Genomic DNA, 26,080 nt, shown 5'->3' with positions numbered 1-26,080 from the left:
CACTATTAACATGCGGTGCCCGCACAACGTTAAACAAAAGCAATTCATAGCAATGAAGCTTCGTTCAAACCATACAATAAAAGTATACATACAAATCTTTATAATGTAAACAAACCATTTTGCAGATTTTACTTGACAAATGCTCTTATTTGGCTTAAAATTTCTTTTAAACATTTGTTATAATTGAATAAGATCTTATCCAGAGAGGTGGAGGGACTGGCCCAATGAAGCCCGACAACCGGCATTCTCATTCGAATGCAGCGGTGTCAATTCCTGCAGGATTTTGTTTAAATTCTGAGAGATAAGGGTAGCGTATAGCATTAAAGTATATGATACTTTATTAGCCTGCAGCCGGCTGCTTTCTTATCCGAAAGCAGTCTTTTTAATTTGCTCCGCCTTGTCTCCGATAAAAAATTAGAGGAGGAGAATCATAATGTCCATTAAAAAAAGCTATGAAGAAATCAATGAAAAGATCAGGAAAGGTACGGCAGTTGTAGTTACGGCAGAAGAGGTCATAGACATAGCGGAAGAGAAAGGAATACGAGGTGCGGCCGAATATGTGGATGTGGTAACCACCGGAACCTTTGGGCCCATGTGTTCTTCCGGCGCCTTCATAAATTTCGGCCATTCAGATCCGCCCATAAGGATGGCCAAAATTTTGCTCAACAATGTCAATGCTTACGGCGGCCTTGCCGCAGTAGATTCATACATAGGAGCCACTGAGCCTTCACAGGATCTGGGCATCGAATACGGAGGAGCCCATGTCATATGCGATCTGATAGATGGGAAGCCTGTGCATCTTAAGGCCTATTCCCAGGGGACGGACTGCTATCCCAGGAAGGAGATAGATACCTACATTACCAAGGATTCGATAAATGAAGCTTACCTATATAATCCAAGGAATTGCTATCAGAACTATTCTGCGGCAATAAATACTTCCGACAGGCTCCTTCATACATATATGGGAGTGCTGAAGCCCCATATGGAGAATATAAATTATTCCACCTCCGGAGAATTGAGCCCTCTATTGAATGACCCTTATCTGAGGACCATAGGCATAGGGACAAAAATATTCTTGGCGGGCGCCGCCGGATATGTTTCCTGGCAGGGCACGCAATTTGTCACCGAAAAACCCAGGGGGGAAAACGGCATACCCCTATCACCGGCTTGCACCCTTGCAGTCACAGGTGATTTGAAGAAGATGAGCACAGAATATATTAAGCCTGCCGTTTTTGAAAAATACGGCACATCCCTCTTCGTGGGCATAGGAATACCTATACCCGTTCTGGATGAGAATCTGCTCCTCAACCTGTCGGTACAAAACAAGGATATATATACAAATATTGTAGACTACAGCGTACCCCGTCTCAATAAGCCCGTTCTCGGCAAATGCAGCTACGGAGAATTGAGAAGCGGAGAATTGGACCTTGATGGCAAGCTGATAAAAACCTCGCCTCTTTCCAGCCTTTATAAGGCGAGAAAGATTGCTCTGGAGCTCAAGCGATGGGTGGCGGAGGAAGGCTTTACCCTTCAGGAGCCCATAGAAGCTTTCCCAAAAGTTTCAGCTCTGAATTCGTTGAAAGAAACCTGTTGATGGAGGGATATGATGAATAAGATTTATATAGACAAAGAGAAATGTGTACATTGCGGTGCCTGCACGGCAGCATGCGGTTCCGATTCGCTCCGGTTGGAAGGCAAGGACTGCACCCTGTCCTTTGATAAGGACTGCTGCAAAGGCTGTGAAAGCTGTATCAAGGCTTGCCCCTTGAGAGCCATCACGGTAGACATGGCGATAAGGTGGCTCTATGTATGAAGAGCGGTTCTACAGAGAAATAATGAAATCCAAGGATTTGCTCTGTTTTAATGTAACCGAAGGCGAGTCGGATCTCCAGATTTTTGCTAAGGATGATCTGGAGGAAGAAGCCAGGAGGGCTTTAATAAAATGCAGGAGCCAGCTTCATGAATATATTCGTAAAAATCCTCATTTTCTTACTAGCCTCGAGCCTGTTAAACCTCAAAAAAACAGTCCTGAAATAGTAAAGCAAATGTGCCGTGCGGCAAAGTCCGCAAAGGTGGGCCCTATGGCGGCAGTGGCCGGAGCCGTATCCAAATATGTAGGGCTTTCGCTGCTGAAGCATACAGAGGAGATGATCATTGAAAATGGCGGAGATATATTTCTTAAGACTAAGATAGACAGAAGGATTTCCATATATGCAGGAAGTTTCCCGTTTTCAAACAAGATCGCCCTCCTAATACCCGGCAGTGATGAAGAATTGGGCATCTGCACCTCCAGCGGCACTGTAGGCCATTCCCTAAGCTTCGGCAAAGCCGATGCGGCAGTGATACTTGCAAGGGATGCAGTGCTGGCAGATGCTGCCGCCACTGCTGCGGGCAATGCGGTGAAAGACCAAAATGATATAGAAAAGGGGATAGAAACAGCCATGTCTATTCCCGGAGTGGAAGGCGTCCTCATAATAGTGGGAGATAAGATGGGTGCCTTCGGCAATATAAATCTGATCAAACCTTGAAAGGAGAAGTGAAAATGAAGATAAAAGAATTGTTCAATAAAAGCCCGGTAATATCCCTGGAGATATTTCCTCCAAAGCCCGAGACATCTATAGATACAGTCTTTGACACCATCGATGCCTTATCCGATCTGAAGCCCGATTTTATCAGCGTCACCTATGGAGCAGGAGGCAGCAGCAAATCCCATACGGTGCAGATCGCAGATATCATAAAAAACAAGTATGGCATTGAAGCCCTTGCTCATCTGACCTGTATAAGCTCTACGAAAAAAGAAGTAGAGGATATTTTAGCAAGGCTCCGCAGCTCCAATATAGAAAATGTGCTCGCACTGAGGGGAGACAGACCCCAGGATGGCACTTGCATTTTAGAAGAGGCCGAGTACGGGTATGCAAAGGATCTTATAGCGCATATAAGGAATTTCGGAGGATTCTCCATAGGTGCTGCCTGCTATCCCGAAGTCCATGTAGAAGCCAGGGATAGCCTCTCGGATTTGCGCAGCTTGAAGGCCAAGGTCGAATCCGGAGCAGACTTCCTCATAACCCAGCTATTTTTGGATAATAATTTTTTCTATGATTTTAAAGAAAAGCTGGATTTGATAGATGTCAACATACCTGTATCCGCAGGCATCATGCCTGTAATAAACAAGAAACAGATAGAGAGAATAACAAGCCTTTGCGGCGCCAGCATACCCGCAAAGTTCAAACGCATACTCGATAAATATGAAAACAACCCGGAAGCCCTGAAGGAGGCAGGCATCGCCTATGCAGCGGAACAGATCATAGACTTGCTTTCTTCGGGTGTGGACGGGATACATTTATATACGATGAACAAGCCTGAAGTGGCAAGAAAGATTATTGGCCAGATATCAAATATAAGGAGCTATCTGGGCAATAACATCAAGTATGCTTAATTTAACTCGTTGTTCTAGCTGATAACAAGTATAAAGTTTCAAGGCTAAGATTTTGTAAGCTTGTATAGGGCTGCGTCAAAACTCGCATGTAGCTTTTATCATTACTGTTAAAATTAAAGCAAGTTTATGAGGTTTTCCGATTTAACAGCATATAGGCTCAAACAGTTGACGCAGCTTTTCCTATACTTCGCTAACAAACTCTAAGCCTCTTCACAAAATACTCTTTTATCAGCTAGAATAACAGATTAACTCAGCATAAAATTGTTTCGGGGCAAAACAGCGCCAAAGGCTATCTTGCATTTTATATGTATTAAAGTGTATTATATTTTGAACGAGACTTCATTTTGCGAAGCAAAATGTTAGCCGAGTCCATGCTGTACTTAACCGCCCTTTGACACGCAGGGGATTTAGGGCGGGTTAGTTCAGTGCTAAAGCGGAGGGATTTTTTATGCATATAGACAGGATGGAAGTTTTAAGGTACTTGGGCCATAAGCATCAATATATGGATGAGAAGCTTGAAAAGCTTTTGACGGAATGCATTGCAGAGATGAGCGGAGCTTTGAGGAAAAGCTTTGTTTATAATGTTTATGATATTGAAAGAGACGGGGATAGGATCGCTTTGAAGGATACAAACTTGATCTTTCAGAGCAGGGATTTGACCATGCATCTCCGGAATTCGGATAAATGTGCGCTGATGGCAGCCACATTGGGGCTTGAAGCGGATAGGAGGATCGCATACTATTCAAAGACAGACCTTACCAAAGGCATAGTGATGGATGCATGCGCTTCTGCAGCCATTGAGGCTCTTTGCGATGAGGTACAGGAAGAAATAAGGATAGAGGCTCTAAAGGAAGGATACTGCTGTACTTCAAGATACAGCCCGGGCTATGGAGATCTGCCCATAACCCTTCAGAAGGGAATAATCGAGCTTCTGAAGGCATATCCGAGGATAGGGCTTACCGTTAATGAAAGCAGTATTATGCTGCCGCGAAAGTCGGTAACTGCATTTATAGGATGGCAGAGGCAGGAGAGCACCTCCGAGGGAAATAAATGCAGCAGGTGCAAGGACAGAAATTGTATATATAGAAAGGCTACTATTCACAGTTAAATATTAATTGTACCGAAATAATGTTGTATTGATTGATATAAGTTTGCATTGTGAAGGGGCTTAGAGTTTGTTAGCGCAGTATAGGAAATGTTGCGTCAACTGTTTGAGCCAAAGCGAGTTTTGACGCAACCCTATGCAAGCTTACAAAATCTTAGTTTCTGAAACACCGCAATCGTTACCAATCAATACAACATAAAATTTTGAATAACAACATAGAAAGTGTGGGGATATTGATGACTAAGGCTGTAAATTTTGACGGATTTCTCTTGTTTGACGGAGGGATGGGAACCATGCTCCAGGCTGCCGGAATGAAAGCCGGAGAATTATCTGAGAGCTACAATATCCAAAGGCCGGAGGTCATAGAGCACATACATAGGGCCTATATAGATGCGGGAGCGGATGTGGTCACCACCAATACCTTCGGGGCCAACAGATACAAGCTGAAGGATATGGATTTTTCTTTGGATATGGTGATAAGAAGAGGCGTGGAGATAGCAAGGACTGCCGCAGGAGATAAGCTGGTGGCTCTGGATATCGGCCCTCTGGGCCAGCTAATGGAGCCCTATGGCAATCTGAGCTTTGAGGCCGCCTATGAAGCCTTCAGGGAGCAAATAACCGCCGGTACATACGCCGGAGCGGACCTGATCCTCATTGAGACCATGTCCGATATATACGAAGCTAAAGCGGCTATACTGGCGGCCAAAGAAAATTCCAGCCTTCCGGTGATCTGCACCATGACCTTTCAAGCTGACGGAAGGACCCTGACAGGCACCGATCCTTTGACTATGGTAAATATATTACAGAACCTGAACCTGGATGCCCTTGGGCTTAACTGTTCTTTAGGGCCTGAAGAGATGCTCCCTCTCATCGCTGAGGTGCTGAGGTATTCAAGATTGCCCGTGATAATCCAGCCCAATGCAGGCTTGCCGAAGATGGAAGGAAACAAAACCGTCTATGATATAAGTCCCGAGGATTTCGGAAGATATGGGCGCAGTATGGCCGAGCAAGGGGTAAGGATATTGGGAGGATGCTGCGGCACCACGCCTGAGCATATAAGAGCCTTGAAGAAGGCTCTGGAAGGGCTGAAGCCTGTCGATACCGAAGTGAAAAGGATCACTGCGGCCAGCTCTGCCACCTCCACGGTGGTCCTGGGAGAAGAGGTAAAAATCATAGGGGAGCGCATAAACCCTACAGGCAAGAAAAGGCTGAAGGAGGCCCTGATAAAAGGCGATATGGATTACATATTGAGGGAAGCGGTAAACCAGAAGGATAACGGAGCCCATATGCTGGATGTAAACGTGGGCTTGCCCCAAATAGATGAGAAGGCGCTGATGGTCAGGGCTATCAAGGAGATACAGGGCATTGTGAGCCTTCCTCTTCAGATAGATAGCGTGAGGCCGGAGGTGGTCGAAGCCGGAGCAAGGATCTGCAGCGGCAGGCCTATAATCAATTCCATAAATGGCGAGGAAAAGAGCATGGCAGAGCTTCTGCCCATCGCCAAGAAATACGGATGCCTGGTAGTAGCTCTGACGCTGGATGAAAAGGGCATACCCAAGACTGCGGAGGAGAGGCTTCAAACTGCAGAGCGCATGATCAAAAAAGCCGCTGAATACGGCATAGAGAAGGAAGACATAATAGTGGACTGCCTTGTGCTCACGGCTTCGGCCCAGCAAAGAGAGGTGCAGGAGACCATAAAGGCTGTAAGGCTGGTCAAGGAGAACTTAGGGGTTAAGACTGCCCTTGGGGTCAGCAATGTATCCTTCGGCCTGCCGGCGAGAGGGCTTTTAAACAGGACGTTTCTGGCAATGGCCCTTGCGGCAGGGCTGGATGCACCCATCCTGAACCCTATGGAAGAGGATATGATAAGCACCATAAAGGCCTTTAATGTGCTGTCCAATGCGGATAAGGACAGCAAAGCATATATAAAAGCATATTCTGCCGCAGAACAGAAGCCCGCCGATAGTGGGGCCATGAGCAGCAGAGATCTGAAGAAGGTCATTATAGATGGGATAAAGGATGAAGCTGCTTCCCTTGTGAAGGAGCTTCTCAAGGAGTCAAGCGGTTTGGAGATTGTGGACAATTACCTTATTCCTGCCTTGGATATTGTAGGACAGAGATATGAAAAAGGAGAAATATTCCTGCCCCAGCTTATACAATCGGCGGAGACGGTCAAGAGAGCCTTTGAAATTCTAAAGGATAACATGAATGCAGGTTCGGGCAGTGATTCTCAGATAGAAAAGGGAAAGATAGTGATCGCTACGGTGAAGGGCGATATCCATGATATAGGGAAGAATATTGTAAAAATATTATTGGAAAACTACGGCTTCCGGGTTTATGATCTGGGAAAGGATGTCCCTATAGAAAAGGTTGTGGAAAAGACAGCGGAGGAAGATGCTCCTTTGGTGGGCCTGAGCGCATTGATGACTACAACTGTGCAAAATATGGAGGATACCATAAAAGCCTTGAGGAGCAGCTGTCCTCACTGCAGGATAATGGTGGGAGGCGCAGTGCTGAATGAGAGCTATGCAGAGATGATAGGAGCCGACTTCTATGTGAAGGATGCCAGGGAATCGGTGAAGGTTGCCCAGAGCATATTTGGGAAATAGGATTAGGAATAGCCTCTGGCCTCTGGTATTAGGGTAGGCCGTTGAGGTCTTAGAGAATACGGGAATCACTGAAAGTCTTTTTATTATTGCTATGGAAGTCAAGTTCCATTGTCATCCTGAAGGCTTTGCCTGAAGGATCTTATTCAAGGTTCTTCACAAAATTCCTGCTTAGATATGAGATTAGAAAAGTAGAAAACCGTGTTAATCCGTGGAATTTCAGTGCTAATCCGTGTTCCCCGTCTCCCATGACCCGCAAGGAATACCCTAGCTCCCGCAACACGCAACTCGTAGCTCGAAACTTTTATATATTCCGCTACAGTAAAATAGCAGCCATGTTATACATGACTGCCATCACTTTTGAATATTCTATCTTCATATTTCTCCAACACCTTCATAAGAGGATATCCAAAACCATAGCAAGCTATCATCTGACCCACAGCCACCCAGCCCATTGTGATCAGCAAAGGCAAGCCATACAGATAATTGAGTATATAGCCTACTATTATTCCGTTTACAACGACAGGCGGCAGGGGAACGAGCCATTTCTTCGGCATTTTGTAGGACAGATACGCTGCCATGAGAGTGGCAAGACTTCCGAATACTACATCTATTATTCCGCCTCCGCCGTATAGGTTAGCCACTATGCAGCCTACAAATAATCCGGGTATGGCAGCCGGTGTAAATGCCGGAAGGATTGTAAGGGCTTCGGCAACCCTGACCTGGATCTGGCCGTAGCTTATTGGCGCCAGTGCTATGGTTATTGCTGCATAGATAGCGGCTATAAGCGATGCCTGCATCAGAAAAACTGTTTTTTTCATTTTTTATACCTCCCTAGTTTTGTTTTAAGTCAGGATGGTTTCGAACTGACTGATCTTTGGACTCTTCAATAATACCATTGATAATACTATGTTTTCAAGTATTGATTACTTCCTTTATCCTGTTTATTATATACCTTTTCTTTGCAAAACTAACTTCCACCTTTCGCTTGTGTGGGTGTGGAAATTACTTTTTCAATGCAAGCATAACTTTTTTTATTTAGGCTGCTGTTTTCTTTTTAGAATTGGAGGCAATGTAAATGCTATTAATGTTAAAATTATTACAATATAATTAACATTTCTGTCACCAGATATAATGTGATATAAGAAAATTATAATTAAATAGAATGTAACACTTAAAAAAATATCCTTATACTTTTTCACTTTTTTCACTCCTCGTATAATAATAGCGGTATGTATATCCAAGCATATTAATATTACTGGATTTATAGCACACCACTTTTGCTTATTACTAAATATATTATACCATATTATACCATAAGCGTAGAACTAAGTTATATATACTATATTGTTCTAAACTTTTAAGAGTCTTCAAAAAGTCAATTGACTCTTGAAGAGAAAAAAATTAATTTTCTGAAAATTAATGTATTATTTTTATTGATTATGTGATATACTATAAACAAGGAAGATGCGATACATCTTTCCTGCAGACTCTAATTCAACCAACATGTAAATTTATCAGATTTCTAGTGATAGGTCAATCTATTGGTCAGTTAGGTAAGTATATTCTGGTTATAGCAAGTTGGATAATAGTGTAAATTGGTTTAGGGTTTGTAAGGTTAGTTAGAAAGTTGTTTGGTTAGAAAGGTAACGAGGTAAACTAAGTTTGGTTGATTCAGGTATCTGTGTTGAATTAGAGTCTGTTTCATAAGCTGGCTAAATTTTTAATAAGGATTTAGCCAGCTTTTATTTTTTGACGAAGGCATGGGATAGCCATAGAAATAATAAATATCCTCCCGGGCTTTAATCGATTTTATCTATTTGGATTAGGATGATGCTATACCTATAATAGAGATGGCAAGTAACTTATTAGCTGCATAAAAATGGAGGAAGAGAAATGAAGAGAAAGATCTTAGCATGGATGCTTATTTTGGTCATGGCATTGTCTTTGACGGCTTGTGCCAACAAGAGCGGAGAAGCTGCAAATAATAACGGCGAGCCGGAGAAAAAAAGCCTGGAAGGCACTGTTTTAAAGGTGGTCGCTGCCTATGGCGGAAAAGAAATAATATTTGAGGAGTTTACAAAGGCAACAGGTGTTAAGGTGGAATTCCTTGACATGTCCTCCGGTGAGGTTTTGGCAAGGGTCGAAGCAGAAGGCGGGAAGCCTATGGCTGATCTTTGGTTCGGCGGCGGCGTTGACAGCTTTATAGCTGCAAAGGATAAGGGGCTGCTGGAGCAGCATTTTTCGCCTGAAGCAAAGAGCATACCCGACAACTGCAAGGACAAGGACGGATACTGGAACGGCATATCCTATGTGCTGGTAGGCTTTATGGTCAATAATGATGTGCTGAAGGAAAAAGGGCTGGAAGCCCCCAAGACATGGGCGGATCTTTTAGACCCCAAGTATAAGGATGAAATCCTCATGGCAGACCCGGGCATATCCGGAACCAACTATGCTATGGTGAACGGCATGCTTCAGGATATGGGCGAAGAAGAGGGATGGAAATATTTTGAGGCATTGGGTAAAAACGTGCCCTTCTTTGCCAAGAGAGGCGGGGAACCTCCCAAGAAGGTCGCCGCGGGAGAGGCTGCAATAGGGATAATCCCTATGTCCGGCGAATTCATAGCTATGGAGGATCAGTTCCCGGTGAAAACCTATTATCCCGAGGATGGGATTCCGTGGGTTCCTGCTACAATGGCAATATTCAAAAATGCGGATAATGTTGATGCAGCAAAGGCTTTTGTAGATTGGGCACTGTCTGTCAAGGGGCAGGAGATCATCAGGGATGCAGACCCCAGAGTTATGATGAGGCCTGAAGTTGCTGATCACGATATGATGAAAGATGTGCCGATGGATAAATTCTTAAAAGTAGATTTTGAACTCTTTGGCCAGCAAAGAGATGAGATCTTGAAGATATGGAATGAGAAGCTTGCTAAATAATCTTAAAAACAATAAGAGGGTATTCTTAAAAAAGGATACCCTTATTTATGATTTAATTGAGACAATACTAATTATTGGAGTTGTCTTATCGGTGCTTATTTTTATACTTGGCCCTGTGGCGGCTGTTCTGAAAGAGAGCTTTATGCATAAAGGGAATCCGGATTTAAAGAATTTCCAGTATGCTTTCAGCAGGGGAGGCAAGCTCCTGTTAAACAGCGTTTTTTCAGCAGGGCTTGCAACGGCCCTGACCTTGATTTTTGCTGTCTGCATCGCTGTTTACGGTACTTTCTCCCGGGGATTATTAAAAAAAATAATGCCTTCAATGCTCATGCTGACCATGATATCCCCGCCTTTTGTCGCATCTTTGGCTTATATAACCCTATTCGGCAGGAGGGGGCTCATCACCCATAAGCTGCTGGGCCTTACCATCAATCCCTATGGCTGGCACGGGGTTGTTTTGATGCAAGCCCTGGGAAGCATATCAATAGCCGCCTTGATAATATTGGGAACCCTCAAATCCATGGACGGAAGCCTTATTGATGCTTCCTCGGATCTGGGGGCAGGGCATTGGCATACGGTAAAAAATGTGGTATTGCCTGCTGCCCGGCCTGGAATAATCGCCGCAGGCTTTCTAACCTTTATCCGGTGCTTGTCCGACTTCGGCACACCCATAATAATCGGAGGAAAGTTTAATGTTCTGGCTACCCAGGCTTATCTCGAAGTCATAAGCAGCTCCAATCTGCCTGCTGCTTCGGCCATGAGCGTACTGCTGCTGCTGCCCGCATTGCTGGCCTTTGCCTATTATAATCACAGCATAAAAAGCCTGAAGCTTCATGGAGGCAGCAATACCAAGTCACAGCTCAGAGAAGCTTCATTGAGGCTTGACGGACCCATCGGCTTTGCGCTGAAGCTCATATGCTGGCTTTATATCGGGGCCATGCTTGCGCAATACGGCTCCATACTTCTGTCTGCCGTCTCGTATTACCGGGGAGGGAGCATAGTGTTCACCCTGGAGTATGTTAAAGCCATGAGGTACGGAAAGCTCCGTAGCTTCTTCAGAAGCTTATGGTATTCCTTTGTTGCAGGCATTACAGCAGGACTGCTGGGAAATCTCTTTGCCTATTATACTGTAAAGAGGCGGATTTGGGGGAGCAAGCTTTTAGATTTTGCCGCATCCCTGCCTTATATAATACCGGGCACTTTTTTCGGAATAGGATATATATTGGCTTTCAGGAATTATCCTCTCAAGCTGACGGGTACAGGCATGATAGTGCTGTTGAATTGTATTTTCAGGCAACTGCCGACAGCAAGCAAAGCAGCTTCTTCGGTGCTTGTGGGCATCAATCCGGATCTGGAGAACGGAGCCAGGGACTTAGGAGCGCCAAAGCTGCTTGCGCTGAAGGATATAGTATTCCCTTTGCTCAGACCGGCTTTTGCCGTGAGCTTTATAAATACATTTACTGCTACCATGACTACAGTTGGGGCGATAATCTTTATAATATCTCCGTCGGCAAAGCTGGCTACGGTGGAAATGTTTGACACCCTGAGAAACGGCGACTATGGAGTGGGAGCGGTAATAGCAAATATGATAATATATTCAACATTGATAATAAATATATTGTTTTCGAGATTCGTGCTTAAAGAAAAGTCGGTAAAGGGGGTAATGAGCAATGTTTCTTCAGATAAAAGGTTTGGCCAAGCGCTTTGATGATGTTCCGGCCGTTGACGGAATAGATTTGGATATAGAGGCCGGAAGGCTAGTATCCATCTTAGGTCCCAGCGGCTGCGGAAAGACTACGACCCTGAGGATGATAGGAGGCTTCGTAAAACCTGACAGGGGCAGCATAACACTGGATGGTGAGGATATAACCGGCATGTCTCCTGAAAGGAGGCCCCTTTGCACCGTTTTTCAAAATTATGCTCTTTTTCCCCATATGACAGTCATGGGAAACATATATTACGGGCTGCGCTTCAAAAAAAATCAAAGCAAGCAGGAGAGAATGGAAAAGGCGCTGAACATGATAAAGCTTGTAGGATTATCGGGAATGGAAAACAAAAACATCGGGCTTTTGAGCGGCGGGCAGCAGCAAAGAGTGGCATTGGCCCGCGCCTTGGTATTGGACCCAAAGCTGCTGCTTTTAGATGAACCCTTAAGCAACCTGGATGCAAAGCTCAGGATGCGGGTGAGGGAGGAAATCAAGGCCGTGCAGCAAAAGCTGGGCATAACCATGATCTTTGTAACTCATGACCAGGAGGAAGCGATGAGTATGTCCGACAAGGTTGTGGTGATGAATGAAGGGCGCATAGAGCAAATAGGGAGCCCAAAAGGAATTTATGAAAATCCCGTAAATCATTTTGTAGCGGATTTTATAGGGCGGATCAATATGATAAAAATGGGGGAAGCCTTGATAGGCGTGCGGCCTGAGCATGTAAAAATAACCTGTGATGAAGGAGCTATGCGGGGAGAAGTAATACAAAAGCACTACATGGGCTCTTATACCATATATATGATAAAAGCGGAGGACCAGGTTCTCCAAGCAGACATCCCCAACGGCGCAAATGAAGATTTTCAAGCAGGGGATAAGGTGGGCATAGCATTTCAAAGGCAAATTTGTTTTAACAGTTAATCGAAATCAATGATATGCAGGGGGCAATTATGCCCCTCTATACCAGGAATCGTCTAAGATTATGGGCTCAAGATACGGAAATTCGTATTGGGACATTTCAAGCTCTTGCAGGACCTGTATAGCTTCTGCTAAATTTCCGTGCAAGGTCAGGCTCCTTTCGGAAAGGACATGCTTCAGGCCTTCATTTTCCCAATCCAGCCATCGGGAATACTTAAGCCTTTCTTCCTCATAATTTTGAAAAAGCTCATATGATTTGGCTGCCTCTGTAATTTCCCTGCATATGAAAAAGTTGCATACAAAGGTCCTGTATCTGGGGGGCAAAGTACATCCCTGGCCTGCTTTGACGAAAGGACATGCTCTGAAAAATATGGTGTGATCTTCTATATAATCCGTCTCCGCAAGCGTTTCGCCTTCCATATACTTCTCATACTCAGCTTCATCAAAGAATCCTCTGGCCTGCATATAGTAGTTATAAATTTTGGTGTTGGGATTATCTATGATCCTGTTCAAAACCTTTAAGCCTTCCGGCGCTTTTGTCATCCTCTGAATGTCAACAAGAGAAAATTTAGGAAAGTACCAGCAGCAGCCCCTGCTTTTTACCTTGCAAAGGCTTTTGCCGATGAGGCTCCCGCAAGCACTGCAATCTGTGCAGGCATATCTCGGGACATCACGATCTGTTTCAGTATAAATTTTTCCCATGGTTTAACCTCAATTCTATATCGGATGGAAGTTCACTTAAACATTATAATTTCCTGAAAAGCAATAAAACAAACATGATAATAGTCGATTTTGGTCAATATAGATTTATATAAGGCGATGTAGGCAAGCCAGATTTTTCGTTCTTTTTGCAGCTTTATTTTTTTATCGCTGCAGCTGCATTGATTCTTTAAGCCATTTGCTGTATTATTCAAATAAGATTATGGGCCGAAAAGAAGGTGAAGATAAATGAAATATAGGGTACTTGTGGTAGATGACGATCAAAACATTGCGGAGCTTATAAGGCTTTATCTTGAAAAGGAAATGTATGAGGTCAGGATCGCCTATGACGGTAAAAAAGCTATGAGCATTTTTTATGAATGGACGCCGGATCTGGTCATTTTAGATATCATGATACCCCAGATGGACGGCTATGAAGTTTGCAAGCATATCAGAAAAGCGGGAAATATACCGATCATAATGCTCACTGCAAGGGGTGAAGTCATAGACAAGGTGCTGGGGCTGGAGCTTGGAGCAGATGATTATATAGTAAAGCCCTTCGAGCCCAAGGAGCTTTTGGCACGAGTCAAGGCAGTGCTGAGGAGGACTCAGAACAGCGACATGATAAAGGAAGAGAAGCTGGTATTTCCGGGCATAAGCATAGATAAAAACGACTATACGGTAACATTCAAAGGCAAGCGCATAGAAATGCCTCCCAAGGAACTGGAGCTTTTGTATTTCCTGGCCTCCAGGCCGAACCAGGTATTTACCCGGGAGCAGCTTTTGGAGAAGGTATGGGATTATGATTATATAGGGGATTCAAGGACCGTAGACGTTCATATCAAAAGGCTCAGAGAAAAGCTGCATGACGAAATGGGAAGGTGGGAAATCAAAACCGTGTGGGGCGTAGGCTATAAGTTTGAGGTGCAGAGATGAAAAAGGGGATTTTCAAAAAGCTTTTTATAACCTATGGCGTCACGATCATACTGGGCTTCGGTATTTTGGCTTTGGTGCTTATGAAGCTTTTTTCCCAGTACTTCATAGACAGTAAAAAGGACCTGCTTCTGGAATACGGACAGAAAATAACCCAGGATATTGCCATAGGCATATATGCAGGGAGGCTGGACAGACAAACCCTTAATGAAGATTTAAAAGTCTTGGATAAATTCCTTGATGCCAGGATTTGGATAATAGACAAAGAAGGGACCATATTCGGCGTATCAGGCACCAATGAAGAGCAATACCTGGGTCAAAAAGTGGACGGCACCCGGCTTGGCGTGCTCTACAGAGGCAGAAACATAATCGAGACCGGCAACTTTGGGAGCAAATTCAAAGAACCGGTGCTGACCGTGGGATATCCCATATTTTATGAAAGTGAATTTGAGGGCGGAGTATTTATACATGCAGCCATGCCCGGCATTCAGAAGACCTTCAGGGATGTATACAATATGACTGTCCTGGCTATTGTCTTTTCCGGGCTTTTGGCCTACGGCATTTTGTATTTCCAGATAAAGCGTATTTCGGTGCCTTTAGGGGAAATAAGCAAGGCCGCCAGGGTCATATCAGGCGGAGAATTTCAAAAAAGATTGGAGATAAAGACCGGAGACGAGATAGAGGAGCTGGCCGAAAGCTTTAATGATATGGCGGAGTCCCTGGAGAAGATAGAGGAAAACAGGCGGAACTTCATAGCCAATATTTCTCACGATCTCAGATCTCCCATGACCTCCATAAGGGGCTTTGTGGGAGGCATAATGGATGGAACCATACCGTCCGATATGCAGCAGCATTATCTGGGGATAGTCATGGACGAATGCCAGAGGCTCATAAAGATGACCAACGGACTGTTGGAGCTCAACAATATTCAGCAAGGCCGGGTGGAGGCCAACAAGACGAATTTCGAGCTCAATGAATTGATACGCAGAAAGCTCATCAATTTTGAAAAAAATATAACCATGAAAAACCTGGACGTGCTTCTGAATTTTTATGATGATACCACCATTGTAAATGCGGATAAGGCAATGATGGAAAGAGTCATAACCAATCTCCTGGACAATGCAGTAAAATTCACCGGGGAAAAGGGCAGCATAAGCCTTAAAACCCGGGAGGAAAAGAATAAAGTAATAGTGGAGATAACCAACACAGGTGTAAGCATAAACAAAAATGAACTGAAAACCATGTGGGAGAGATTTCATAAGGGCGACTCTACCAGGGGAGTGTATAAGTCCGGCTTTGGCCTGGGACTTGCGATAGTAAAAGAGATGATAATCCTTCAAAATGAGGAAATCTGGGCGGACAGCGACCATGATTATGTAAGACTTTCTTTTACCGTGGGAAAAGGCAAATAATTTACATTTCATTCATAATCTATTCAAAAATGTATTTTAAAATAGAGATATAACAGACCAAGGAGGGATTGGTATGGATTATGAGGACATCAGAAAAGACATAAACGAGGATGTGCCTATTGAAAATACAGAGGCGGCAGATATGACAGAAGAGACGGATGAAGCTGCAAATGAAGCTGAAGAGATCATTGAATATGAAGTTCAGCCAGATGAAAATGAAGTAAAACCCGTGTTTTACAGAGAGGTCATCGAAAAGAAGCCAAAGAAGTGGGGCAAGGCGGCAATAGCTCTGGCTCTTGCGATAGGCTTAGCCTTTGGTTCTGCTTTCGGCTTTATCGCAGACAACATATTGGATGACATGAGCGGTAAAAATATCGTATATGCAAGTGAAGGCGCCAAATATAACTACGTCATCGATAAAACTGTTTCGCCGGTGGTGCCCATAGCTAAAAAAGTATCCCCTTCCATAGTAGCTATCAAGATAAAAAAGAATGTAAGGGACTTTTTCGGCGACAGCTATCAGAGCGAGGGCACTGGCTCCGGCATAATAATCGACGCCCAGGGCCATATTGTTACTAATAACCACGTGGTGGACGGCTCCGACGATATAATAGTTGTTCTGAAAGATGGCAAGGAGCTGCCGGCAAAAGTAGTGGGCAAGGATGCTCAGACGGATCTGGCCGTTATAAAGGTTGAAGAAAAGAACCTGCCCTATGCGGAATTTGGAGATTCATCGACCCTTGAAGTCGGAGAGCTTGCAGTAGCTATAGGCAGCCCTATGGGAACGGATTATGCAGGCTCTGTCACAGCAGGAATAATAAGCGGCTTGGACAGGAAGATATTCGTAGGCGACAAGAACATGACCCTTATCCAGACAGATGCAGCCATAAACCCCGGCAACAGCGGCGGTGCCCTGGTAAATTCTGAGGGCAAGGTTGTAGGCATAAACACGCTGAAGCTTATAGAGAGCAAGGTTGAGGGCATGGGATTTGCAATACCAATAAATGAAGCGAAGCCGATAATACAGCAGCTTATAGAAAACAAGAAAGTTGCAAGGCCTTATCTGGGAATCCAGGGCTCAACGGTAGATGCTCAGACTGCCAAGCAGTACAATGTGCCGCAGGGAATACTGGTCAGAGGCGTTGTACAGGGAAGCGGAGCTGAAAAGGCAGGGCTCAGGATAGGTGACATAATAACAAAGATAGACGACAAAAAAGTTGATACTATAGAACAACTGATTGAAATCATTAAAAGCCGTAAGGTAGGAGATGTTCTAAAGGTGGAAGCCTATGGCGAGCTTAACAGGTATAAAAGCATCCAAGTAAAATTGACCGAAAGCTCAGACTAAAATTGACCGAGATTTCATTAAGTGTTAGAAGCAGGCAGAATTGCCTGCTTTTTCAATATTTTTGTTTTTGATGGTCCAAAATTATGATATAATCATTACAATAAAACGAGGCTTCATTGCTATTCAAGCCTTGCTTAATTGTCATCCTGAAGGCTTTGCCCGAAGGATCTCATTCAAGCTTCTTCAGAATAGTGGAGGATGCTGTTTTCTAAAGCTCAGATGGAATTATAGCGCAGAAATACTTTTATAATATTAGGGGGGATTGCATATGGCTTATAAAAACTGCAATGATGTAGACTTCGAGCTGGTGTACAAATGCTTCAATGAGGGCTTCTCAGACTATATCGTAAAGCTGCACTTACCTTTGGAAGCCTTTAGAAAAAGATTTTTTGGCTGCGAGGGCAATGAACTGAAAAATTCTTTTATCGCAGTGGAAGAAAACGGTCCTGTCGGTTTGGTTTTCGGAGGAATAAAAGATTATCAGGGGATAAAAACTATGAGATGCGGAGCTCTTTGCATAATCCCCGATTATAGAGGAAAAGGAATTGCAGATGAACTTTTTTATCTCCATAAGGAAAGAGCTATCAGCGAAGGCTGCAGCCAGATGATGCTGGAAACCATCGTAGGAAATGACAGGGCCATGAATTTTTATAAAAAGCACGGCTATGAAAAAGTTTATGATCTTACGTACTTCCAATTGTCGGATTTAAGCATCTTGAAAGATTTGGATAAAAAGTATGATATAAGACCCATCGATTTTAATGAGTTGGAAGAATCAAGAGAGCTTATGGGCGATGTCCATATCAACTGGCAAAATGATTTCCCTTATATTGAGAGATCAGAAGGGCAGCATAACTACGGAGCATTTGATGGGGATAAACTGATCGGAGTACTGAGCATAAATGAATTCGGCAGGGTAAACATGATCTGGGTGGACAGAAAACACAGGGGAAAAGGAATTGCCACAAGCCTTTTAAGCAATGCAGCCGAAAGATTGAATTTGACAAAGCTTGGTGCAAGCTTTCCCAACAATTATGCTCTCTACGGATTTTATAAAAAAATGGGCTTTGAGAAAGAAAAAATAGAGCAATATGAGATGTATTTGCCCCTTTGATAAATTTTCATGTTGCCAATTAGATTTTTTTTTAGTATAATAACATAGTGCGAGCAGCAAACGGAGAGATGGCTGAGCTGGTCTAAGGCGCACGACTGGAAATCGTGTGTAGGCTAATACCCTACCGAGAGTTCGAATCTCTCTCTCTCCGCCATTAGAATCAAGGGTTGTAAGGTTTTATATCTTGCAACTTTTTTTAATTTTCCGTGCCTGTAATTGTGACATTATTGTGACATTTTTCATTTTTGAGAGAAACGACGTTATCAATGGCTACTGATGCTTCTTTATCACTGAACTAACCCGCTCTAAGACCCCCGCCTCTATAGGCGGCGGGTGCCAAGAGCGGCTAAGTCCAGTATGGACTCGACTAACATTCAGTAGGGGTTGAATCCCCCTCTGAATGAAGTCTCGTTCAATTTAAAATAATAAAAAAAAAGAAAATTATGCTATCGAGAATTATGAAACAATATCGAATAGCTTTCAAAAGGAGGGGGCTGTTGCACAACTAACAAATAGTTAGCTGTGTAGCAGCTCCCTTTTTATGTATTCATAATAGGTGAATGCAGCTAGGCCGATAAAGTTAAGTATCAAGGATATATCATAACCTCTGTTTATTCACCTTAATGCAATTGCAACTTTATCGGCTACCTGGGGTTTGCTCTGCGCAATGCCTGCTATTTATCTTGTATCATCATCTTGGATGATGGGCATGATATAAGATAACTCACCATTCAGTTAACGATTTACTTAAAGCACACGGTATCCTGATGAATGATCTGGTAAAAGAAGCAGGGCGCTTTCGTTCTGGCGGTGTAGGCGTATTTTTTTATGAAGATATTCCAAATGTGGGCTGGCAGCTCACCTTTTTTCTTTTTGGGTTTTGTAAAATGATGATGTCAATGACAACTCGACAATGATTTTTAGAAAGGGGATCGAACAATGGAGAAATCAGTAAAGAGCATCTTATCTCTCATACTAGCGTTTACGCTTATCTTTGCAATGATCATTCCGGCGTCCGCAGCGGCCTCGACCACAGCGGATACTAAGGCAACGGCACTAAAACAGCTTGGACTATTCAAGGGCGTTTCCGAAACGGAGGTTAATTTTGACCTGGACAGGGCACCTACCCGCGTGGAGGCGCTCATTATGCTGATTCGCGCGTTGGGGAAAGACGCAGAGGCGCTGAATGTCGGCGGAGCACATCCGTTTACAGATGTCCCAGCGTGGGCGGACAAGTACATCGGATATGCCTATGAGAAAGGGCTGACCAAAGGCGTATCCGCTACGGAGCTTGGCACAGGCAATGCGGATTCGGATATGTATCTGACCTTCATGCTGCGTGCACTAGGTTATAGCGACACAACAGGCGATTTTGCGTGGGACGAGCCGGATACGCTTGCCAAAGCGGTTGGTATCCTTCCTGATGATGTGAATACGGCAAATTTCCTGCGCAGGGATGTGGCGCTTATTTCATGGGCTGCCTTGGAAGCGGATATAAAGGGCGGCAATCAGAGGATGGCAAAAAAACTGATTGGGGAGAATGTCTTCACGTCGGATGCTTACGCTCAGGCCATTGGGCTGGCCGGTGAGGAAACGCCTGCAGTGGTGTCCGTGTCCTCATTTGAGATGTTGAAAACCGCATTGTCCGACAGCTCCGTAAAGGCGATCACCATAGATTCCGTCGGAAAGCCTGTGTTTGTCGCGGGCGAGCTCACTATACCGGCCGCCGTTACCGTGACGGTCAGCCGAGGCAGCGACTTTTATATCGAGGGGACTCTTGTCAATAACGGAACGATCAACATTATGGGTGCCGATTCCGTCAATGCAGACTTTGCCAACTATTCTGTAATGTCCGTTCAAAATGGCGGCAAATTCATCAACAACGGAGCGGTCAATTTGTTATCCGCCTCTTTGTCCGATACGGACGACTATGGGCCTGTGGGCGGAACGATACGCATTTTTGACGGCAGCTTCACCAATAACGGCTCTGTTTTCCTGAAAGCAGGAACTGCCAATACGCACGGAGGAGTGATCTTCGTGATTGAAGGCCCGTTTATTAACAATGCCGTCGTCATCGTAGACGGATTCCAGATTGCTATCATCAACGCCTTTACCAACAGCAAAGGCGCGGTGGTCATCAATAACACCTATATATGCACAAGAGGGGACGGAACATTTACCAATAACGGCATACTTTCCGGGCATACGGTTATAGAAGAATAGTTTCAGCTTGCCTCGGTTAGCAGAGGATAGCCATCCGGAAGAACAGCGTGCGAGAAGTAAAAAGAGGCATAAAATCGCCGCCATTATCGTGAGCGCCGCAGAAATTATTTGAAGTGAAGGGAGAGCTGTCAATGGCAACGCCGAATGAAAATTTAAAATCAGTGCTTGAGCATTTCGGCCTTACCAATCTTGCACTGGCAAAAGCGCTGGAGCTTGACCCGTCACTTGTCAGCCGGTATCTTTCGGGGCATCGGCAGCTAAAGGCGGCAAGCCCGCAGATGGAAGCCATTGCCGGCTTTATCCTCACCCGCAGCAGACGCGTCAAGGATATGGAGTGGCTGAAAGAGCAGTTTCAGGCGGCGGGGCTGCCCACCGACATATCCACCGTGTACCGGTTTAAGCAGAACCTCATCATGTGGCTGGCCTCCGATGGCGAGAAGCTGCGCAAAAATCTCGGTGCGTTGCTGCCGGGAGACATCGCGGGCCGCGAACCACCCGTAGCCCAGCCCCAATATAATCATATGGAGGCCGCCGACAATGCCGTAAAGCTCGGCTGCCTTCAAATCGCGCTGGAGCTTGCCCCCATTTTGAAGGCACTGCCACGCGGCACTATGGCGGATATTTTTCTCTCCAGCGATCAGATCATCACAACGGTTAACGAGGATGTCGCCGCACTGCTTCTGCGGAGCATGGATGAAAGCGATTTGAAAATCCGTATGGTCGTCTGCGTGTCCGGCGACACAAAGGCGATGTCAGCACTCATTGATACCTATATGTCAGCCCTGATATCGGGGCATATTCAGTTGTCGGTGGTACACGGCATGACGCAAACCGTAACCAACCAAATGCACCTGATCATTCCCGAAAGGTTGGCCGTGCTGGTAACGGAAACGCCGGGCAGCGCCGCCACGCCTGTGGCTGCCATCCTGCGTGAGCAGTCATTTGTTGCGGAGATTCAAAAAAGCTTTGAACAGGCCGCCAGATATGCGCAGCCGGTACTGAACATTTACGGGGACGATTTTTCCCGCAATATTCTTGAGATCATCTATCAGGAATTTTGCACTCCCGGCGCGCTGGATGTGGTAAAAGACAATGTCAATCCTATGTATATGCCGCAGGAAGCGTATAATCGTGTTCTGCGGCTGCATGGGCACAACGAAACGGAATATGCGTGGCGCAGTGCGGAGTTTATCCGTTTTAAGTCGGGCATGGATGAAACGCTGCGGGGCGGCGACCTGTTCCGCGAAATCCTCGCACTCTCCCGGCTGAATCAGATCGTGCGGGACGGCTTTTGCCGTATGCCGGGTTTGTATTTTATGAAAAAAGGCTTTGTGCATCTGGATGCGCAGGGCTGCGCCGATGTACTAAATGGCTACATCCGCTATCTTGAGGAGTTTCCCAATTTTCATCTATTGATCCTTGACGACATCACGCTGCTGCATTCGGACAACTGCTGGCAGCTCAAGCAGAATCACCATCTTGCCATAAATCACTGGAGCGGACCGGAGCCGGTGATGATCCACTCCGACCAACTCATGCTCCTACGGGAGTTTCAGGAGCATTTCGACAGGCTGTGGGCCCAGGGCACGGGTGGTATAGGCAGCAGAGGGAATGTGATCAACATTTTGCGGGATGTGGCGCGACGAATGGAAATGAAGCTGAAACAATTATGAGATAGCAGAGATTAGGGGTAATGAAATGTCAAATTATGAACATGATGAACAAGCCTTGATAACAAAGATACTCGGCCCTTGCCAGCTTCCGCTGGCTGAAAGTATGGTTAAACAACTGCGTGATCAAGAGTCTTTGCTTTTTATTTATCACAATACAAGCAACATAGGAATTCAGTGCTCCGCTGTTAAACGCATTTGTGACCAAGGCAAGCTTTTTGAAATAGCGCAAAGCAGTGTAGAGTCAATAGCCTGTTCTGCTGTAAGAAACATTACAAATCAGGATATGCTGTTTAAGATAGCCAAGATAGGTAGAGGTGCAGTAATAAGGGAAGCATTAAAACGTATTATTGATACCGATTTGTTGATGGAAATCGCATTTGATGCAAAATTTGATTTTGATATTCGCCTGCATGCCACTAATCAAATTTGTGACGAAAAAACCAGAAAAGAAGTTTTGGAAATACTGGAGCCATCACCGGCGGAAAAGACGCAATATAACAGTGACATTCGCAGCGGAATGTGAAGCGTGCGTTCATAAAGGCGGTACATTTTGCCAGAGCACAATTTTAAGGAAGTAGGTGAGAAGATGAAAAAAGCTGTGATTTTATTTTTATCTGTAATTCTCTGCGTAACACTTTGCTCCTATGCCTCAGACCAATCGCAGGAAGATAAAATGGAGCCAGCCTCATCCCATGAACAGAATGCAACTGCGTCTTTTGAAAGCACTCCGGGTTTTGAATCAAAGCAGAGTGAAGCTACCCCAGCTTCTGACGAACCGGAAACGAAAGAGATCGCCTATCCCTATGAGGATACTGAGGGACGTGTCCGTCACCAGCTTTACATTAACGGGGAGCTTGTGGAAACGCAGCACGCCCCCTATACATATCCGAGCAAGCCAAAAGGGGCTTTTTATCCAATCGTTGAGATTCTTGAAAATATGGACGTCGAGTGCTTGTTCGACGAACACCTGATGACTTTGACCACAAAAATCAATGGGCAGATCGTTACCTGCAATGCGAACAATACTGATATTGTCGTTGGAAAGGTTACACTTGGCGGCACCGCGCCGGAATATATTGACGGCTGTTTTTATGTTCCAAGCTATACCTTTATGCAGCTATTAGATGCGACGGTAGATTTTACCTCTGACCGCAGCGGCGTGACGATGACCACCGATATGGTTATCAACCCGGATACTTCCGGGGTTGAAGGACTATCCATATCGCCAGAGGCTATAACCGCTTTGGGTGAACAGCATTATCCCGGCTCTGCGGCTTGTTCTCTCTGCGGCGGCACAGGAAGGTCCAGCTGTACCGCCTGCTCCGGAACGGGCAGCGTGACACAGTTCTCACAGAACCGGAGCCTTGTTACCGGACAGATGACGATACAAAGTTCACGTGCTTTCTGTTCACGTTGTGGTGGGAGCGGCCGCACGACCTGCGCTCTCTGTGGAGGCTCCGGCAAACGGTAACTTCAAGGCTGGCGGTTATTATTCCGATATAGATGATTTCAGGCAAACGAATTTCGCTTCTGATTGCTGTTGTGATTTTCACATTAGGCTTTGCAGGCGGCTGCAAGGATAAGGCAGGTAAGGCTGCTAAGGGAAAATGCACTTGAGGTTATCAAAAAAGAAAAATGGACAGAGGTCGGGGAAAATATCTATGTTTTTACCGGTGAGTTCTATCTTGTTAATATGGTATTGGTTACATCCGGAGGAGATGCAGTTTTAATAGATACAGGGATGGATGATCAGGAAAGTCAAAATGTTATGGACTTTATGAATGAGAAAGAATTAAAGCTGAAGAACATAATAATAACCCATATGCATGAGGATCACACAGCAAATCTCGAAAAGTTTATAACCGGGGATATTGTTCCCATAACGCCTGAAAATGCAAAGAAAAATCAAATCGTAAAGATAGGGAATAAAAATCTCAGGATACTGAGGGGCATTACAAGCCTCAGGGGCATATGTAATCATTCCCGGACATGGAGAAGTGGTTGAAAATGACCTGATATTTAAGCGGCAATTTGAATATCTTAATAATGCCAAGAGCAAGATTGAAGAATTGCTCCGAAATGGCGGGAAAATGACTGACTTAAGTAAAATAAAGCTCACGGATTGTATTGAAGATACATCCTATCTATATGACATGCAGCTGGATTACCTGCATAAGCAAACCCTTATGATCATTTACCGGCAGCTTAAAAAATAGACGGAAATAAAGGTGATTAAACCTATATACCTGCATTTATGGCCGTTAAAAGCAACTGAAGTTGAGATAAGTGGTATCTTTATAAAGAGATAGTGCCTATTACTAAAGCAATTGTGTTATAATATTAAAAAAACAAATTTTAATACCTTCAAATATGTTTTGGAGATGGTTTATGATGAAACAGGATGAAATTAGGAAAATAATCAAAAATGGTGAGAATTCGTATATTGAATTTAAAGAGGAAGGCATCAAACCAAAGGATTTGGCTGAAGAGATAGTTTCTTTTGCAAATTCAGAAGGTGGAACTATACTTATCGGAGTGGACGATGATGGAAACATCAAGGGTGTATCTGATTTATTAATTGAAGAGAAAATAATGAATATCTGTAGAAATAATTGTATTCCTAATATAGTTCCTGATTTTCAAAGTATTGACATAGAAGGTAAGACAATTGCAGTAGTTACGGTACATAAAGGTCTTAATAAGCCTTATTACACAGCGGATTACAAATACTATATAAGGGTAGGAACAACGAAGAGAATAGCTTCAAGGGAAGAACTTTTAAGATTGTTTGAAGCAAATGGTGCATTGCATTTTGATATTTCTCCAGTTGAAGACACTTCTATAAGGGACTTGAATATTGACGTTATAAGAGATTATTTTATGAAATACAATGCATTTGACCTATACGATGAAAGCAATGAAGCTACTGAACGGATACTTATAAATGCAGATATATTGAAAGAAGTAAACAGGAGAGTATTTTGCTCTGTTGGTGGTCTCATGATATTCGGAAAGGAACCTGAGAAAAGACTTCCTCAAAATGGAGTAAGTTTTGCTCACTTCAAAGGCACTGAAATTACAGATGAATTAGTTGACAAAAAGGTTGTTACGGGCAGGATTCAAGACATAGCAGAGCAGCTTATGGTTATTCTTAAGAATAACATGAAGACGCCTTCTGTAATAAACGGTCTAAGACGAGAAGAAAAGAAAGAGTATCCTTCTCTTGTTCTAAGAGAGGCTATAGTAAATACTCTCGTACACCGGAATTATAGTATAACCGGTTCGAAGATAAGAATTCTTATGTTTGATGACAGAATAGAATTTCATAGTCCAGGCAGGCTTCCGAACACAGTGACCGTAGAAAAAATGAAAATAGGCATTTCCTATGCAAGAAATCCATTTTTAGTTAAGTACATGGAGAATCTAAGGTACATTGACCAGCTTGGGAGAGGCATTCCAATGATATTGAAATCAATGAAAGGAGCAGGGGCAAAAGAGCCTCTTTTGCAGGAAGTTGGCGAGGAGTTTATTCTGACATTGTATAAGGCGTAAATACATTACTGAATGAAAATGGTGCATTGACGTTTTTCATTCTATTTCCTTCATTTAGCAATTATTTTCTTTTTGCTTATTTTACCACTGTCATTTCGTTTTTTCAAATCATGTCTTGTTTTATGGGTACATTATATTATTAGCGGAAATACATTTATATGTTTCCTTACATGGTGCATGTTGAGTCCGTCGCGTTGGTGGTTAGGGAGTAAAGCAACAAAACCTCTGTTGATTATTCAGCAGAGGTTTGCTATTTTAGGAACGAACTAATATGCTGGTGAAGATATCACCGAAACTGAGTGAGTCTCAATTCATGAGATATCTGAAAGGAATAATTCATTGATGATTTTTGAAAGGCATGCCAACTTGAAATACAAGTATTGTATAATAAATTGAATGGTAATTCAATAGCCAA

Annotated in this window: 22 protein-coding genes, 1 tRNA gene, 1 pseudogene and 1 riboswitch; of the genes and pseudogenes, 22 read left to right on the top strand and 2 right to left on the bottom strand. The window is 44.0% G+C overall.

What is annotated here, in order from left to right; translation table 11 throughout:
• Nucleotides 1–192 precede the first annotated feature (192 nt).
• Nucleotides 193–308, top strand: a riboswitch (SAM riboswitch).
• A gap of 125 nt (nucleotides 309–433) precedes the next feature.
• The 6 genes from LJD61_RS12060 (at nucleotide 434) to LJD61_RS12035 (ending at nucleotide 7,150) form a co-directional block, all read left to right on the top strand.
• On the top strand, nucleotides 434–1,594 hold the full coding sequence (locus LJD61_RS12060) for a homocysteine biosynthesis protein (protein WP_255227797.1): 1,161 nt from the start codon (nucleotides 434–436) through the stop codon (nucleotides 1,592–1,594).
• A gap of 12 nt (nucleotides 1,595–1,606) precedes the next feature.
• On the top strand, nucleotides 1,607–1,813 hold the full coding sequence (locus LJD61_RS12055) for a 4Fe-4S binding protein (protein WP_255227796.1): 207 nt from the start codon (nucleotides 1,607–1,609) through the stop codon (nucleotides 1,811–1,813).
• The gene (locus tag LJD61_RS12050; protein ID WP_255227795.1) at nucleotides 1,806–2,528 is read left to right on the top strand and encodes a UPF0280 family protein; all 723 of its coding nucleotides are present in this window, start codon (nucleotides 1,806–1,808) and stop codon (nucleotides 2,526–2,528) included. Before LJD61_RS12055 ends, LJD61_RS12050 begins: the two co-directional genes overlap by 8 nt.
• A gap of 14 nt (nucleotides 2,529–2,542) precedes the next feature.
• Complete coding sequence (metF, locus tag LJD61_RS12045; RefSeq protein ID WP_255227794.1) at nucleotides 2,543–3,436, top strand: methylenetetrahydrofolate reductase [NAD(P)H]; 894 nt, start codon at nucleotides 2,543–2,545, stop codon at nucleotides 3,434–3,436.
• Between the two features lie 448 nt (nucleotides 3,437–3,884).
• Nucleotides 3,885–4,544, top strand: a complete 660-nt coding sequence (locus LJD61_RS12040; RefSeq protein ID WP_255227793.1) for a vitamin B12 dependent-methionine synthase activation domain-containing protein — start codon at nucleotides 3,885–3,887, stop codon at nucleotides 4,542–4,544.
• Between the two features lie 233 nt (nucleotides 4,545–4,777).
• Nucleotides 4,778–7,150 (top strand): homocysteine S-methyltransferase family protein, encoded by a 2,373-nt coding sequence (locus LJD61_RS12035; RefSeq protein ID WP_255227792.1) that lies wholly within the window; start codon nucleotides 4,778–4,780, stop codon nucleotides 7,148–7,150.
• A 335-nt stretch (nucleotides 7,151–7,485) separates the two neighbouring features.
• Here LJD61_RS12035 and LJD61_RS12030 read toward each other — a convergent pair whose 3' ends face one another.
• The gene (locus LJD61_RS12030; protein WP_255227791.1) at nucleotides 7,486–7,968 is read right to left on the bottom strand and encodes a QueT transporter family protein; all 483 of its coding nucleotides are present in this window, start codon (nucleotides 7,966–7,968) and stop codon (nucleotides 7,486–7,488) included.
• A gap of 1,075 nt (nucleotides 7,969–9,043) precedes the next feature.
• Between LJD61_RS12030 and LJD61_RS12025 the strand changes: the two genes are divergently transcribed.
• The 3 genes from LJD61_RS12025 to LJD61_RS12015 are packed head-to-tail and all read left to right on the top strand — an operon-like array spanning nucleotide 9,044 to nucleotide 12,714.
• A complete protein-coding gene (locus LJD61_RS12025) occupies nucleotides 9,044–10,087 on the top strand; it encodes an ABC transporter substrate-binding protein (RefSeq protein ID WP_255227790.1) in 1,044 nt (347 codons plus the stop codon).
• Nucleotides 10,068–11,795 (top strand): ABC transporter permease, encoded by a 1,728-nt coding sequence (locus LJD61_RS12020; protein WP_255227789.1) that lies wholly within the window; start codon nucleotides 10,068–10,070, stop codon nucleotides 11,793–11,795. Before LJD61_RS12025 ends, LJD61_RS12020 begins: the two co-directional genes overlap by 20 nt.
• Nucleotides 11,758–12,714, top strand: a complete 957-nt coding sequence (locus LJD61_RS12015) for an ABC transporter ATP-binding protein (RefSeq protein WP_255227788.1) — start codon at nucleotides 11,758–11,760, stop codon at nucleotides 12,712–12,714. The genes LJD61_RS12020 and LJD61_RS12015 overlap by 38 nt, the downstream gene beginning before the upstream one ends.
• A gap of 27 nt (nucleotides 12,715–12,741) precedes the next feature.
• Here LJD61_RS12015 and LJD61_RS12010 read toward each other — a convergent pair whose 3' ends face one another.
• Nucleotides 12,742–13,413: a hypothetical protein gene (locus LJD61_RS12010; RefSeq protein WP_255227787.1), complete on the bottom strand. Its 672-nt coding sequence runs from the start codon at nucleotides 13,411–13,413 to the stop codon at nucleotides 12,742–12,744.
• Between the two features lie 246 nt (nucleotides 13,414–13,659).
• Here LJD61_RS12010 and LJD61_RS12005 point away from each other — a divergent pair, with 246 nt between their 5' ends.
• From LJD61_RS12005 to LJD61_RS11945, 13 genes and pseudogenes are all read left to right on the top strand, one after another.
• Nucleotides 13,660–14,346, top strand: a complete 687-nt coding sequence (locus LJD61_RS12005; RefSeq protein WP_255227786.1) for a response regulator transcription factor — start codon at nucleotides 13,660–13,662, stop codon at nucleotides 14,344–14,346.
• The gene (locus LJD61_RS12000) at nucleotides 14,343–15,755 is read left to right on the top strand and encodes a sensor histidine kinase (RefSeq protein ID WP_255227785.1); all 1,413 of its coding nucleotides are present in this window, start codon (nucleotides 14,343–14,345) and stop codon (nucleotides 15,753–15,755) included. The genes LJD61_RS12005 and LJD61_RS12000 overlap by 4 nt, the downstream gene beginning before the upstream one ends.
• A gap of 73 nt (nucleotides 15,756–15,828) precedes the next feature.
• Nucleotides 15,829–17,103 carry a S1C family serine protease gene (locus LJD61_RS11995; protein WP_255227784.1) on the top strand — a complete coding sequence of 425 codons (1,275 nt, stop codon included), beginning with the start codon at nucleotides 15,829–15,831 and terminating at the stop codon, nucleotides 17,101–17,103.
• A gap of 268 nt (nucleotides 17,104–17,371) precedes the next feature.
• On the top strand, nucleotides 17,372–18,217 hold the full coding sequence (locus LJD61_RS11990; RefSeq protein ID WP_255227783.1) for a GNAT family N-acetyltransferase: 846 nt from the start codon (nucleotides 17,372–17,374) through the stop codon (nucleotides 18,215–18,217).
• Between the two features lie 62 nt (nucleotides 18,218–18,279).
• Nucleotides 18,280–18,371 (top strand) — tRNA-Ser (locus LJD61_RS11985).
• Nucleotides 18,372–19,156: 785 nt separating this feature from the next.
• Nucleotides 19,157–20,440, top strand: coding sequence for a hypothetical protein (locus LJD61_RS11980; protein WP_255227782.1), 1,284 nt, complete (start codon nucleotides 19,157–19,159; stop codon nucleotides 20,438–20,440).
• A gap of 131 nt (nucleotides 20,441–20,571) precedes the next feature.
• Nucleotides 20,572–22,113 (top strand): helix-turn-helix domain-containing protein, encoded by a 1,542-nt coding sequence (locus LJD61_RS11975; protein WP_255227781.1) that lies wholly within the window; start codon nucleotides 20,572–20,574, stop codon nucleotides 22,111–22,113.
• Between the two features lie 25 nt (nucleotides 22,114–22,138).
• Entirely contained in the window at nucleotides 22,139–22,636 is a 498-nt protein-coding gene (locus LJD61_RS11970) for a hypothetical protein (protein WP_255227780.1), read from the top strand.
• Between the two features lie 27 nt (nucleotides 22,637–22,663).
• Complete coding sequence (locus tag LJD61_RS11965; protein ID WP_255227779.1) at nucleotides 22,664–23,584, top strand: DnaJ-like cysteine-rich domain-containing protein; 921 nt, start codon at nucleotides 22,664–22,666, stop codon at nucleotides 23,582–23,584.
• Nucleotides 23,585–23,674: 90 nt separating this feature from the next.
• Nucleotides 23,675–24,118 (top strand): MBL fold metallo-hydrolase, encoded by a 444-nt coding sequence (locus tag LJD61_RS11960; RefSeq protein ID WP_255227778.1) that lies wholly within the window; start codon nucleotides 23,675–23,677, stop codon nucleotides 24,116–24,118.
• The gene (locus tag LJD61_RS11955; RefSeq protein ID WP_255227765.1) at nucleotides 24,111–24,329 is read left to right on the top strand and encodes a hypothetical protein; all 219 of its coding nucleotides are present in this window, start codon (nucleotides 24,111–24,113) and stop codon (nucleotides 24,327–24,329) included. Before LJD61_RS11960 ends, LJD61_RS11955 begins: the two co-directional genes overlap by 8 nt.
• Nucleotides 24,330–24,504: 175 nt before the next feature.
• On the top strand, nucleotides 24,505–25,665 hold the full coding sequence (locus LJD61_RS11950; protein ID WP_255227777.1) for an RNA-binding domain-containing protein: 1,161 nt from the start codon (nucleotides 24,505–24,507) through the stop codon (nucleotides 25,663–25,665).
• Nucleotides 25,666–25,924: 259 nt separating this feature from the next.
• Nucleotides 25,925–26,046 (top strand): annotated as a pseudogene (locus LJD61_RS11945) (transposase); the annotation flags it as partial.
• Nucleotides 26,047–26,080: the final 34 nt, after the last annotated feature.

Source organism: Lutispora saccharofermentans (assembly GCF_024363565.1).
GTDB classification, from domain to species: domain Bacteria; phylum Bacillota; class Clostridia; order Lutisporales; family Lutisporaceae; genus Lutispora; species Lutispora saccharofermentans.
This window is presented reverse-complemented; position numbering and strand designations above follow the sequence as displayed.

Excerpts from the sequence above, each read along its gene's own strand:
- LJD61_RS12060 (WP_255227797.1), top strand. The coding sequence starts at position 434 with ATGTCCATTAAAAAAAGCTATGAAGAAATCAATGAAAAGATCAGGAAA.
- LJD61_RS12055 (WP_255227796.1), top strand. The coding sequence starts at position 1,607 with ATGAATAAGATTTATATAGACAAAGAGAAATGTGTACATTGCGGTGCC.
- LJD61_RS12050 (WP_255227795.1), top strand. The coding sequence starts at position 1,806 with ATGTATGAAGAGCGGTTCTACAGAGAAATAATGAAATCCAAGGATTTG.
- metF (WP_255227794.1), top strand. The coding sequence starts at position 2,543 with ATGAAGATAAAAGAATTGTTCAATAAAAGCCCGGTAATATCCCTGGAG.
- LJD61_RS12040 (WP_255227793.1), top strand. The coding sequence starts at position 3,885 with ATGCATATAGACAGGATGGAAGTTTTAAGGTACTTGGGCCATAAGCAT.
- LJD61_RS12035 (WP_255227792.1), top strand. The coding sequence starts at position 4,778 with ATGACTAAGGCTGTAAATTTTGACGGATTTCTCTTGTTTGACGGAGGG.
- LJD61_RS12030 (WP_255227791.1), bottom strand. The coding sequence starts at position 7,968 with ATGAAAAAAACAGTTTTTCTGATGCAGGCATCGCTTATAGCCGCTATC.
- LJD61_RS12025 (WP_255227790.1), top strand. The coding sequence starts at position 9,044 with ATGAAGAGAAAGATCTTAGCATGGATGCTTATTTTGGTCATGGCATTG.
- LJD61_RS12020 (WP_255227789.1), top strand. The coding sequence starts at position 10,068 with ATGAGAAGCTTGCTAAATAATCTTAAAAACAATAAGAGGGTATTCTTA.
- LJD61_RS12015 (WP_255227788.1), top strand. The coding sequence starts at position 11,758 with ATGTTTCTTCAGATAAAAGGTTTGGCCAAGCGCTTTGATGATGTTCCG.
- LJD61_RS12010 (WP_255227787.1), bottom strand. The coding sequence starts at position 13,413 with ATGGGAAAAATTTATACTGAAACAGATCGTGATGTCCCGAGATATGCC.
- LJD61_RS12005 (WP_255227786.1), top strand. The coding sequence starts at position 13,660 with ATGAAATATAGGGTACTTGTGGTAGATGACGATCAAAACATTGCGGAG.
- LJD61_RS12000 (WP_255227785.1), top strand. The coding sequence starts at position 14,343 with ATGAAAAAGGGGATTTTCAAAAAGCTTTTTATAACCTATGGCGTCACG.
- LJD61_RS11995 (WP_255227784.1), top strand. The coding sequence starts at position 15,829 with ATGGATTATGAGGACATCAGAAAAGACATAAACGAGGATGTGCCTATT.
- LJD61_RS11990 (WP_255227783.1), top strand. The coding sequence starts at position 17,372 with ATGGCTTATAAAAACTGCAATGATGTAGACTTCGAGCTGGTGTACAAA.
- LJD61_RS11980 (WP_255227782.1), top strand. The coding sequence starts at position 19,157 with ATGGAGAAATCAGTAAAGAGCATCTTATCTCTCATACTAGCGTTTACG.
- LJD61_RS11975 (WP_255227781.1), top strand. The coding sequence starts at position 20,572 with ATGGCAACGCCGAATGAAAATTTAAAATCAGTGCTTGAGCATTTCGGC.
- LJD61_RS11970 (WP_255227780.1), top strand. The coding sequence starts at position 22,139 with ATGTCAAATTATGAACATGATGAACAAGCCTTGATAACAAAGATACTC.
- LJD61_RS11950 (WP_255227777.1), top strand. The coding sequence starts at position 24,505 with ATGAAACAGGATGAAATTAGGAAAATAATCAAAAATGGTGAGAATTCG.